We start from the raw sequence: 12,037 nt of genomic DNA, 5'->3' as shown, positions 1-12,037 counted from the left end.
TGATAATAAACGAAAGAGGTATAGATGGTAGTCTTATCCGATTGTTAAATTATTTTTTGTCCGAATATAAGGTGCTGTAAGCTTCCACTTGTAATCTTAATAAGTCTATGCGTACGTAATAGCACCAGAGCCCCTTTTTCGTAAGAGGTCTTTAGTCATAACTTGGGCTATAAACAATCCGTGAGGGTGAAAGCCCCACGGATTGAACTTTTTTATCGGACGCTGATGCTGAAGGCGTAGTATGCTTCGCCTTGAATCTCTTTATTCCATTTAGCATAGACATTTAAATAATATCTCCCCTTTTCTTCTGGAGCGATATACTCATTGTTAGAAATAGATACCTTTTTCTCATCTTTGTTGGATATTTGGGTTACTTCAATGGTATCTGGAGGGACTAATGCACCAACATAATTCTCTGTAGCACTTGTTACAAATTGCATTCTCTGCCCAGATTGTACGGGGAATATTTTTTGTAGGGACATTGTTTCTTTCGGATCTTTAGGTTTAATGGAGCAATCAGATTTGTCCCAGCAATAAGAATAGTTTTCAGATGGGATTAAAATATTTCCCGCATCCAAGGATAAATCAGGTGGTCTAGTAGATGTTTTTTCTTTCACTTCCTTATTTTTAGATGGAATACGATTCGTTTCTTGTTCTGAGTTATTAGTCGTAGTGGTTTGCTTATCCGTTGATTCCTCATCTTCTGCTGTACACCCAATTAATAGTACGCCCGCTAAGATAAAAATAATAATTTTCTTCATAATAGCCTCCTTTGTTTTATTATGGGAAAGTGAAAGGTTTAAGACTCCTGCTTCAAGAATTGGAGAAGTGCGTTGAGCAAGTCTAAGTGGGAGATAACAGCACCTAAATCCCCAATTCGTTCGGTTACTAACATTCATTGGAGAGTGAAATAACCCTGCTAAATGAAGATTCACTTTATTGTATAAACGATAGCCTTTCGTCAAAATGACTTTGCCATAAGCCAATACATCTTATGAGCTTATGCATCATGATACAGAGATGTACATTGCTACATTTACACAATAAAATATAGTCTACAATTGTAATCACATTTCCATTTCATAAAAAAATGTAATTTAAACCTTTCTGCGGTTAACTCCTTAAAAGGTCGACTTAAAAAAATCAAACTTATACACTGTATATAGTGGTTTTGTAATAAAATGCTATTTATAAAATAATTTAATGCTCTTTTTGCTAATTATAAATCATTTTTAAAATAATTAGAATAAAAAAATAATTAAAATAAAAAAGCAGGAATTTTAGAAAAAGCAAAGAATAACATATATTATGCACGTCCTATAAGGTGATTGTATACAGTAATTGATTTTACCTATAAGTGGTCATCTCATAAAAGCGACTACCTTAGGTATGTAATGATGGAGGAGGCAACTCAGAAATACCAATAAATGAAATGATGTAAAAGGGTGATTACATTAGAATGGGAGGGTTATTAATGAAAAAGGTACTTAACATGTTGTTGCTAGTAGGTTGTATAGTAGCCTTTTTGGCATTTCCTATTCAATCTTCAGCCGCAAGTAATAAAGGCGCTGAAGGAACTTTTCAATCCTATACGAAGCAGATTAATGATTATATGGTCGTTTATGCAAATAGAGAAGTTCCGCCAAGTACATATTATTACAATGTTGGTGGATGGTCAGGCACCTTGCGACTGGAACATTGGCAATCAACTGGATCAGGGGTAATTGCTTATTACTCTGGCAAGGTACGATGTACAGCGCCATGTCCAATGTAAAAAGGGTTGAACTATGGTTATAGGTTTGACATAGGTTCTATGAAGAAGCGTTTTTTCTTTTCATAGACATAAGATTAACTAGAAAAATAGAGTATGGGGAAACGTTAATATGTTAAAAATCTGGTTATTCGAAATGAAAAAAATAACGAAATCTCTGTTCATATTTATAATGCTGGTGTTACTTATCTTCATCATACTGGGATACTTTGTTTTTGTATATGTTAATACGGTACGAACCGATGATATCATCATGGAGATCAAAGACAGGGTGCACCTGCAAGAACAGCATTTAGAAGATTTAAATCAATTAGATAATCAGGAAGAAGGTCAAAATAATACAGGCTTAAAAGAAGAAATAGACTTTCAAAAAGAGTATTTATCTAAAGAAAAAGATATGGTAGAAGCTTACCGTCAAAAGGACTGGTCCACCATTTTAGCTAAAGAAATAAAAGATGATGAGGACGCAGGAATTCATTCTACGAATAAAATAATATCCTATTCTACATTTCCAACAGCATTTACAACAGAAACCCGTTACCAAAAAAATAAATGGTTACGAGATAGAGGAATCCCACCAGTGCTTCCAATTGGTACATCATCATGGACAACAATGTATGATGTTGATTTTGGAGATAAGCGGGCAGAAGCATTTGTCAAAAATCAAAGCACAAAGTATTCCTCAACAGGAATTAATTTCTTATCCCACGTGTTTAAACTGTTATTCCATTATGTTGCACCAATATTTTTTGTTTTATTATTTGGTAATGTGCTTACAAAAGAAGGCATAGGGAAAAATGGTCCCATTCAATTGTTACAAACCCAACCCATTCGTCTTTATCAACTGCTGACCAGTAAATTGGCAGCTACGGTGACAATAACTATCCTCATTTTACTTTGTGTAAGTATATTTTCTGTTCTAATGGGCACGATTTTTGATCGTTTTGGTAATTTGGATTACCCAGTTCTAATATACGAAACAGAACGTTCTTATCATTTTATAACAATGGGGGTATTTTTACTCAAAGTGTTTATTATTTCCATGATGGTTTTGTTATTTTGTTACTCCTTACTTTTTTTCTTTTCTGTGATAACGAGAAATACGTTATCTGCTGTTGGGTTAACTATACTCGTCATTTTTATTACCCATCAATGGAATGAAGGTTTTGCAGAATCATTGACCTTTTCTTTTACTCCGTTTTCTTACTTTTCTGTAACAAAAGTTGTTACCAATGAATTAGCGGTAACACTAAATAACGAGTATTTTACTTATCCCACGGGACTGATAATATTAGGTTCCTATAGTATAATATTTTTTTTGGCGAGCTACTTTATTTTATTAAAACGTAGTAATGCTAAAAAATGATACTACTGAAAAAGGACATCATCCAACCTCAAAAAGGGGGGGAATGCATGATTATTTCAATTCAGAACTTAAAAAAGCAATATAAAAAAGAATGGGTATTAAAAGGAATTCATATTGAAGTGAAAACACCTACCATCATTGCGCTAGTAGGGCCAAACGGGTCAGGAAAAACTACTTTGCTAAATTGTATGACTAATTTATTGGGATTTAGTGAAGGGGATATTCAATTACTTGGGAAAAAACATACAAATCCCTCTATATTTAAAGAGGTTTCTTACTTACAAGATAATCGAATTTTGTACGGTAATTTAACAGGCTACGATCATTTGAAATTTATTTGTGATGTACAACATATTCCACATAGTCAAATAAAGCAGGTGGTAGAGAAAATTGGGATGACCTCTTATCTAAAAAAACGTGTAAGGAACTATTCTCTCGGAATGAAGCAACATCTACTTTTAGCAATGTCTATTATAAATAAACCAAAGCTACTATTAATGGATGAACCATTAACAGGTTTAGACCCATCGAGTGCGATAACCATAAGAAATGTTCTGCTAGAATTGCATCATCAAGGTACGACTATTATGCTTTCCTCGCATAACTTGGATGAAATAGACAGATTGACGCATACCATTTATTTTATGAAATCGGGTTTAATAATGGAAGAATCGCTTGCACAACTTCACCAAAAACAATATATAGTAACTGTAAATGATGGGGAGAAGGCAATGAGAATATTAAAAGAACATGCTATACCATATAGATTCATTCAAACAAATCAACTATCCTTCGTAGAAATGGATCTCAAATTACCTCATTTTATTCAAAAGATGTCTGAACATGAAGTATGCATTGAAGATATAGATAGCTATAAAACGGGAGCAGAACAGAGGTATCAGGAATTGTTTGAAGGGGTAGAATAAACATGACGTATGTAACATTTGAGCTAAAAAAGATGATGTTTGATAAAAAATTTCATCTGTTTATGTTGTTATGCATCTTGTTTGTCATCGGTATGTTTATACGAAATGTCATTTTTCAGCCCTATATTGAAAAAGAAGAACAAGAAATACTTGCTAAACATACGGAAACCGTACGATCCAATGAAGAAAGTATTCAAAATACATTGTATGCTGAACCTAATAATGAAAAACTGCAACATCTACTTTCCATTAGTGAACAACTATTGATTACGTTAACGGAGCTAAGAAATATACAAAACTCAAAGGATTGGAGAACAAAATTAACACTTGAAAATGAATTTTTATTTGCAGTAAAGGATTATAAAAAAGCAGAAGGTGACTTCCCGCTTTCTCTTATTGATATTGAGCAACGAATTGCAACCAACGAAAAACTCATCACAGATGATATAAAGCCACAACATCCAACTTTCAGTGTAGCGATGCCGAATTTTTTAAAGCTATTGACTAGTTTATTATTTCAATTTGGGGCTATTCTGTTCGTTATAGTGATAACAGGTGATATTTTATCATCAGAATATGAGCAACGCTCAATACAATTATTATTTACTCAACCTATAAATAAAAAAAATATTATTACGAGCAAATATCTTGTTTCTTTGTTCGTTTACATCGCTATGCTTTTCATATTTTTTGCAACTGCCATTCTAGTAAATGTACTTTTCGGTAAAAAAGGTACTTTCCAATATCCAGTTTTAATAGAGAATAATGGAGACATTGAATTTATATCTATTGCTGATTATCTATTTCAAGGCATCATAGTTACAAGTGCAACAGTAGTCATGGTAATAATTTTAAGTATGTTTCTTGGGCTAATCCTAAAACATACTTTGAAGACAGTTATTGTATTAACGATAATTTTGTTTATAGGCTATTCACTCACTTGGGTTTCATCAAATTTTCTTCTTTGGTTTCATCCATTTCAATATGTATTAGCGAATGAACGTATTGTATATCAAAATGACACAGTTTGGTATCAAGGTATTTTCAGCATATTTTTAAGTACAGCACTTCTATTTTGGATAACGAAGCGAAAAATTAGCTCAAAACAGGGAAAAAAATAATTATATTTGTGATAGCTGTTTTTACAATAAAAAGTATCGATTTTCCGATAAATACTAGATAATACTATTTTAAGGATATTTACACATGAGATAAAACGATAATTAATAAGATAAGGGATATTTTAATTATTTTATCGTCGGTGACCATTTTTAAAAGTAACACAAGTGCTATGCCTGTGATTGGGTCATCTTCAATGAAAAGGATAGTAATAATATCCAAAATAGGTATTTCTTCATTTAAAATATCGAATGTACTTTCCAAGTTCCTCACCCTTTTTCTGTTTTTCATCATAAAATGTCGTAAAAGCTTCCTACAAAACTCACCCATACAGCGAAAATAAAAAGGGGGAAATAACAGTACTAAATTTCGGAGACTAAGTTGGAAGTGGACTATATATTATATGTATGACGTAGAATAATGCGATGGTAGAAATGATGATGATTAGAAAAAAGAAGGTATACATGGAACAAAGGCTCGGGGCGCCCGGTTAGCAACGTAGCGAGTGGAACGAATCAACGAAAGTTTTAGGAATCATGCTCCTGCAACAGGAGTATGCCGGCGTAGGGCGGCAAGCCGGCCTTCCTATTTAGAACGAACCGATGATGACTTAGCGTAAGGCAATGGAGTGAAGTGGCCTAGTTGCTGGGCGCTGGAGCCGGACGTGGCTAAATAACTTAGTTAGTTTATCTACAGCTGCAAAATGTTATAATTTCCTAGACCATAAAAAAATATCTAAGCTCATACGGGAGCTTAGATATTTTGGTTTACGGTCTTTTCATCGATTTTTTAGTTAACATGAGTCTATTCTCATTTTATGTCGGTTGCATGTCACCAGTTACAATTTTTTCAATGTGATGACATGCAGCTCGGTGCCCTTCTTTCATATGATCCAAGTTGCGTAAATCAGGAACTTCTGTTTTACATAAATCAGTAGCAAATGGACATCTTGTATGGAAGCGACATCCAGTTGGCGGATCTATTGGAGACGGAACATCCCCTTTTAGAATGATGCGTTCTTTTTTAGCTTCTGGATCAGGCGTAGGTATAGCTGATAATAATGACTTCGTATAAGGGTGCTGTGGATTATCAAATAACGACTTTTTGTCAGCAATCTCTACAATTTTCCCTAAATACATGACAATAATTCGATCCGAAATATGTCGAACTACACCGAGATCGTGCGCAATAAATAAAAAGGTTAATTTAAATTCACGTTGTAAATTCTTTAATAGATTCAATACTTGTGCTTGTACGGAAACATCTAAAGCAGAAACAGCTTCATCACAAATAATTAATTTCGGATTAACTGATAGAGCACGGGCAATCCCGACTCTTTGACGCTGCCCACCAGAAAACTCATGTGGGTATCGGTCAATTTGTCCCGCATTTAACCCAACTGTTTCCAATAGTTCAATCGCACGTTTTCTGCGCTCTTTTTTTGGTATTACATTTTGAATGGCCATTGCTTCTGTTAAGATTTGCGCGACGGTTTGGCGTGGGTTTAATGAAGCGTATGGATCCTGGAAAATTACTTGTAAGTCTTTTCGTTTTTTACGCATGTCGCTTTTGCTCAACGCTAATAAGTCTCCGCCATCAAATTCGATTTCTCCAGCTGTAGGTTCATCTAAGCGTAGAATGGCACGACCAGTTGTAGATTTACCACAACCTGATTCACCGACAACACTTAATGTTTCCCCTTCGAAAATTTCAAATGTAACATCGTCTACTGCTTTAACGTGGTTAACAGTTCTTCCTAGAAAACCACCTTTAATCGGGAAATATTGTTTTAAATTAGTTACTTTGAGCAACTCTTTTTGGGTCATGTGCCTTCACCTCCGCATCTCCATCCCAATGATCAGTATATATCCAACAACGAACTTCACTTTCTCCTTCTACATGATCAAGGGAAGGGAGTTCTTCCATACAAAGTTCAGTGGCAAACGGACATCTTGGTGCAAAACGGCAGCCTTTTGGCATATCCTTTGGACTTGGTACGCTACCTCTAATCGGCTCCAATTCATCCACATCTGTATCATGACGAGGGATGGACTTCAATAAACCTACTGTATAGGGATGTTTAGGATTTCTAAACAAAGACTTCACATCTTGGTATTCGACTACTTTACCACCGTACATAACGGCTACATAATCACACGTCTCTGCTACTACACCTAAGTCGTGGGTAATCATAATGACAGACATACCAAGGCGATCCTGTAAGTCATTAATAAGATCCAAAATTTGTGCTTGTATCGTTACATCTAATGCTGTAGTTGGTTCATCTGCAATAAGTAAATCTGGATTACAAGCCAGCGCCATGGCGATCATAACTCGTTGTCGCATCCCACCAGATAGTTCGTGTGGATATTGTTTCACTCGTTTATCTGGGGAAGGAATACCAACTAGTTTTAATAATTCAATCGCTTTCTTTGTTCCGTTTTCTTTGCCTAAGCCTTGATGAACCTTTAATGTTTCACGAATTTGTTGTCCAATGGTATAAACAGGATTTAAGGAAGTCATCGGCTCTTGGAATATCATGGAAATTTCGTTACCCCGAATTTGACGAATTTCCTTGTCTGTTAATGTAGTTAAATCTCTACCTTTAAAGTTAATCTCTCCACCTTTTACTTTACCAGGATGATCAAGCAATCTTAATATCGATAGTGCTGTAATACTTTTACCAGAGCCTGATTCTCCGACAATACCTATTGTTTTCCCTTTAGGTAATTTAAAGGAAACACCATCCACTGCTTTTACTTCAAAATCATCTAGGTAGAAAGATGTTTGCAAATCTTTTATATCTAAAATAATATCTTCACTCATTCTGTTCACCTCTTTTCTACATTTACTATTCTAAGTCAATTCGTTTATTTAAGAACTTGTAAGAAATATCGACAATTAAATTTACAAATACGAATACGATAGCGATTACTAAAACGGCGGCCTGTACTACAGGGAAATCCCTGGCCAATATACGATCAATGATTAATTTCCCCATCCCATTAATAGCAAATACAGATTCAGTCAAAACAGCCCCCGCTAGTAAACTACCAAATTGTAATCCTACAACGGTTACTACTGGTATTAATGCATTTTTTAAAGCGTGACGATAGATAACAATTCTTTCACTTAAGCCTTTGGCACGCGCTGTTCGAATATAATCTTGAGAAATAACATCCAACATGCTGGAACGCGTCATCCTAGCAATAACGGCAGCTCCCATCGTTCCAAGTGTAATGACTGGCATAACGATTTGCTCTGGCGTCCCCCACCCTGTTGGCGGCAACCAACCGAGTTTAATAGAGAACCATTGCATTAACATAAGACCGAACCAGAAGTTTGGCATCGATAACCCGAATAATGCTATTAACATAATGGAAACATCCGCAAATGAATATTTTCTAACGGCTGAAATAATACCTGCAATTAAACCTAAAAAGATACTAAACAGCGTACTGTAAACAGCTAATTCAAAAGTAACCCAAAATTTTGGCCATAGCTCCTCACTAACTGGTAAGCTTGTTCTCCAAGAATTTCCGAAATCTAACATAGCAGCATCTTTGACGAAATTAAAATATTGAACAGGTATCGGATCATTTAATCCTAACCGTTCTTCAATTTGTTCAACTGTATCTGGAGGCGCGCTTTCCCCAGCAATAATATGTGCTGGATTTCCTGGAGATAGGTGCATAAGGGAAAATACTAAAATAGTTACACCTATTAAAACAGGGATCAGCTGTAATAAACGCCGTACAATAAATTGAAACATTGTTGCACCTACTTCCTATTTTTTCATTTTTGGATCTAACGCATCTCGTAAGCCATCACCAAAGATGTTGAAGGCTAATACGATTAACATAATTACTAAGCCTGGGAACAATGCGATATGTCCTGCATCCCACATAAAGTCACGACCGTCACTTAAAAGTGCACCTAATTCTGGTGACGGTGGCTGTGCCCCCATCCCTAAAAATGATAGACCACTTGCAGATAGTACTGCTGTAGCAATAAATAGACTTGCTTGTACAATAATTGGCGACAAAATATTTGGTAAGATATGTTTGAATATAATTCTCGTATCCGATGCGCCTAGTGCCTTCATCGCATCGATATACTCTAATTTTTTTGTAGCCAATGTTGACCCTCTCACAATTCGAGCAAACGTTGGAATCGCAAAAATGGCAACAGCAAAAATCACATTTCGCAGATTTGCTCCTAGAATACTAATTAACGCTAGAGCTAATAAAATTCCTGGGAAAGCTAGCAAAATGTCCATCATTCGCATAATAATAGCATCTAATTTTCCGCCGTAGTAACCTGAAATTAATCCAAGAAAAATACCAACAATTCCACCTAAAATAGTTGCTGAAATACCTATCCCCATCGTAATTCCTAATCCATGAATAACTCTTGTGAAAATATCTCTGCCATGATGATCGGTTCCAAACCAGTGCTCAGCAGAAGGACCTTGGAGCTTCACACCATAATCAACTGCTTCTGGAGTTTGGGAAGTTAAATACGGTCCTATAAGAGCGATGAGGACTAAAATAATAATTAAATACCCTCCAACTAAGGCACTCTTATTTTTTCGTAATTTACTGTAGAAGTCCTTCAATGATCGTTTGAAAGGATGATCTGTTTTTTGTGTCATTACATTGTTTACTTGTTCTGCACGCATGTAGTTACCCCCTTATCGTCAAAATATAACATTATTAATAAAAATCTGATATTTAGTTGAACATTGGCGCAAAAGTATGTTGGACATTTACGCGGAATATAGGGAAAATTGTCATACTATTTATAGTACAATCAAACGAGGCATTTTTCAATACAGATCGAAAAATATTTTTAATTCATAGTATTAAATTATAATTTTTGCGTTTAAATATTCTTGCTATTTCGTAAAAAATCGTTTATATTAAAAAATGTTAACAACTTTTTACTTAAAATTAGAGACAGGGGGTATCTTCATAATTATGAAGAACAAAAAATTATTATGGCTTGTTTCCTTATTAGCCATGCTTACATTTGTCTTAGCAGCATGTGCTGGTGATGGGGAGTCTGAAAGTAAATCAGAAGGTGAAGGTTCAGGAGAAGAAGGGTCAGGTAGCGGTGGCGATTTAGTAATTGCTCTTCCATCTGATATTGTTTCATTATCTCCTCAAGGTGCAAATGATATTCCATCTGGCCAAGTTGCAGATAATATTTATGAAACATTGACAGTCCTAGATGAAAATCAGGAACCACAACCAAGCTTAGCAAAAGAATGGAAAGAAGTAGATGAAACCACTTGGGAATTTCAATTGCAAGAAGGTGTGAAATTCCATGATGGAGAAGCATTGACGGCAGAAGTTGTAAAGAAGAACTTTGATCGTCTTGTTGATGAAAAGATTGCTTCGCCGAGAGCTTTCTTATTTGAAGCAGTGGAAAGTGTCGAAGCAAAAGATGATCTTACATTAGTGATTAAGTTAAAATATCCATATGCACCGCTGTTAGCCAATTTAGCACATAATGGTACCGCTATTATGAGTCCGAAAATAATTGATGAAGATTATGCGCAAATGGAAGATGGAGGCGATGCCGATGCATATATCAACAAAAACCCTATGGGTACTGGTCCATTTAAATTAGATGAGTGGAAAGCAGGAGAAGAGGTTGTTATCTCACGTAACGATGATTATTGGGGTGACAAGGCAAAACTTGATACTGCTAAATTTAAAGTAGTTAGTGAACAAAGTGCTAGAGTGGCTGAACTTGAGACATCTGTAGCTCATGTAGCCGATCAAATAGGACCAAATAATATATCTCGTGTTGAAGGCATGGATGGAGCGAGCGTGTTACAGGAGCCAAGCACCTCGTTAGCATATGTAGGTTTTAACTTGAAAAAAGAACCGTTTGATGATAAGAAGGTACGTCAAGCTGTTTCGATGGCAATCAATAAAGAAGAAATTATAAGCGGTGTATACAACAATGTAGGTATTCCAGCCAAAGGTCCATTAGCTCCACCAGTATTTGGCTATGATGAAAATGTCGCTGGTTTAGAGTTTGATGTGGAAAAAGCAAAAGAGCTATTAGCGGAAGCTGGCTATGAAGATGGTTTTAAAACAACAATTTGGACAAATGATAACGAACAGCGTGTAGATACAGCTGTTACGATTCAAAACCAACTAAAAGAAATTGGTGTTGAGGTTGAAATTGAAGAATTAGAGTGGGGAGCATTTTTAGATAGAACGTCTAACGGCGAACATGATATGTTTGTTCTTGGTTGGTCAACAAGTACCGGAGATGCAGATTATGGTATGTACCCGTTATTCCATTCATCTGCACTTGGCGAAACAGGAAACCGTACCTTCTTAGAAAATGAAGAATTAGATAAGATTTTGGACGAAGCTCGTCGCTCTTCTGATCGTGAAGAGCGTCAAAAATTATATACAGAAGCACAAGAAATGCTTGTTGATTTAGCGCCGATGATTTATACACATCACCAAGAGTACTTACTCGGTGTAAGTGATAAGGTAAAAGACTTTGGTATTAATGCTGAAGGTATTTACCAAATTAAGCAAGCCTATATTGAAGAGTAATATATTCGTAACCAGATGCTTTTGGCATCTGGTTTCTTGTGTGTGCCAGGCATGCACACATTCTCTAGGGTTCGAGTCCCGAACCACGAAGGCAGTAGTAGTGGTTAGCCTAAGACAAGGGTGTCTGGGGTGACCCAGAATCTGAAGGAAGTCGGCGGCAAATCTCCGCCCTTAGGAACACGAACTTCATAGAAGGCTAGGTGTACTTGGATGAGACTGCACAACAAGTCAAAGTCCTTACTGCCAAAGGGTACACAGAGTAAATGAAGTG

11 protein-coding genes are annotated in these 12,037 nt (G+C 35.8%); 5 read left to right on the top strand and 6 right to left on the bottom strand.

What is annotated here, in order from left to right:
* Window positions 1-212: 212 nt before the first annotated feature.
* On the bottom strand, window positions 213-761 hold the full coding sequence (locus D9780_RS14410; RefSeq protein ID WP_121640568.1) for a hypothetical protein: 549 nt from the start codon (window positions 759-761) through the stop codon (window positions 213-215).
* A 713-nt stretch (window positions 762-1,474) separates the two neighbouring features.
* Between D9780_RS14410 and D9780_RS14405 the strand changes: the two genes are divergently transcribed.
* The 4 genes from D9780_RS14405 to D9780_RS14390 all read left to right on the top strand — a co-directional run bounded on the left by D9780_RS14405 (window position 1,475) and on the right by D9780_RS14390 (window position 5,184).
* Window positions 1,475-1,774, top strand: coding sequence for a hypothetical protein (locus D9780_RS14405; protein WP_121640567.1), 300 nt, complete (start codon window positions 1,475-1,477; stop codon window positions 1,772-1,774).
* Between the two features lie 109 nt (window positions 1,775-1,883).
* Window positions 1,884-3,137, top strand: a complete 1,254-nt coding sequence (locus tag D9780_RS14400) for an ABC transporter permease (protein WP_121640566.1) — start codon at window positions 1,884-1,886, stop codon at window positions 3,135-3,137.
* 47 nt (window positions 3,138-3,184) lie between these two features.
* Complete coding sequence (locus D9780_RS14395; RefSeq protein WP_121640565.1) at window positions 3,185-4,063, top strand: ABC transporter ATP-binding protein; 879 nt, start codon at window positions 3,185-3,187, stop codon at window positions 4,061-4,063.
* 2 nt (window positions 4,064-4,065) lie between these two features.
* Entirely contained in the window at window positions 4,066-5,184 is a 1,119-nt protein-coding gene (locus D9780_RS14390; protein ID WP_121640564.1) for an ABC transporter permease, read from the top strand.
* 79 nt (window positions 5,185-5,263) lie between these two features.
* On the opposite strand, the gene D9780_RS14385 is transcribed toward D9780_RS14390, so the two are convergent.
* The 5 genes from D9780_RS14385 to D9780_RS14365 form a co-directional block, all read right to left on the bottom strand.
* A complete protein-coding gene (locus D9780_RS14385; RefSeq protein WP_121640563.1) occupies window positions 5,264-5,446 on the bottom strand; it encodes a hypothetical protein in 183 nt (60 codons plus the stop codon).
* 551 nt (window positions 5,447-5,997) lie between these two features.
* A complete protein-coding gene (locus D9780_RS14380) occupies window positions 5,998-7,008 on the bottom strand; it encodes an ABC transporter ATP-binding protein (protein WP_121640562.1) in 1,011 nt (336 codons plus the stop codon).
* Window positions 6,977-8,008 (bottom strand): ABC transporter ATP-binding protein, encoded by a 1,032-nt coding sequence (locus D9780_RS14375; RefSeq protein WP_121640561.1) that lies wholly within the window; start codon window positions 8,006-8,008, stop codon window positions 6,977-6,979. Before D9780_RS14375 ends, D9780_RS14380 begins: the two co-directional genes overlap by 32 nt.
* A gap of 25 nt (window positions 8,009-8,033) precedes the next feature.
* Complete coding sequence (locus tag D9780_RS14370) at window positions 8,034-8,954, bottom strand: ABC transporter permease (protein ID WP_116278738.1); 921 nt, start codon at window positions 8,952-8,954, stop codon at window positions 8,034-8,036.
* A 15-nt stretch (window positions 8,955-8,969) separates the two neighbouring features.
* Window positions 8,970-9,863 (bottom strand): ABC transporter permease, encoded by an 894-nt coding sequence (locus D9780_RS14365; RefSeq protein ID WP_121640560.1) that lies wholly within the window; start codon window positions 9,861-9,863, stop codon window positions 8,970-8,972.
* A gap of 298 nt (window positions 9,864-10,161) precedes the next feature.
* Here D9780_RS14365 and D9780_RS14360 point away from each other — a divergent pair, with 298 nt between their 5' ends.
* A complete protein-coding gene (locus D9780_RS14360; protein WP_121640559.1) occupies window positions 10,162-11,766 on the top strand; it encodes a glutathione ABC transporter substrate-binding protein in 1,605 nt (534 codons plus the stop codon).
* The last annotated feature ends 271 nt before the right edge of the window (window positions 11,767-12,037 follow it).

This window comes from Virgibacillus sp. Bac330 (genome assembly GCF_003667845.1).
Lineage (GTDB): Bacteria > Bacillota > Bacilli > Bacillales > Amphibacillaceae > Virgibacillus > Virgibacillus chiguensis.
Note: the sequence above shows the minus strand (reverse complement) of the source record. Positions and strands in the feature narration are given on the sequence as shown.

Coding starts and splice junctions, on each gene's coding strand:
- D9780_RS14410 (WP_121640568.1), bottom strand. CDS start 761: ATGAAGAAAATTATTATTTTTATCTTAGCGGGCGTACTATTAATTGGG.
- D9780_RS14405 (WP_121640567.1), top strand. CDS start 1,475: ATGAAAAAGGTACTTAACATGTTGTTGCTAGTAGGTTGTATAGTAGCC.
- D9780_RS14400 (WP_121640566.1), top strand. CDS start 1,884: ATGTTAAAAATCTGGTTATTCGAAATGAAAAAAATAACGAAATCTCTG.
- D9780_RS14395 (WP_121640565.1), top strand. CDS start 3,185: ATGATTATTTCAATTCAGAACTTAAAAAAGCAATATAAAAAAGAATGG.
- D9780_RS14390 (WP_121640564.1), top strand. CDS start 4,066: ATGACGTATGTAACATTTGAGCTAAAAAAGATGATGTTTGATAAAAAA.
- D9780_RS14380 (WP_121640562.1), bottom strand. CDS start 7,008: ATGACCCAAAAAGAGTTGCTCAAAGTAACTAATTTAAAACAATATTTC.
- D9780_RS14375 (WP_121640561.1), bottom strand. CDS start 8,008: ATGAGTGAAGATATTATTTTAGATATAAAAGATTTGCAAACATCTTTC.
- D9780_RS14370 (WP_116278738.1), bottom strand. CDS start 8,954: ATGTTTCAATTTATTGTACGGCGTTTATTACAGCTGATCCCTGTTTTA.
- D9780_RS14365 (WP_121640560.1), bottom strand. CDS start 9,863: ATGCGTGCAGAACAAGTAAACAATGTAATGACACAAAAAACAGATCAT.
- D9780_RS14360 (WP_121640559.1), top strand. CDS start 10,162: ATGAAGAACAAAAAATTATTATGGCTTGTTTCCTTATTAGCCATGCTT.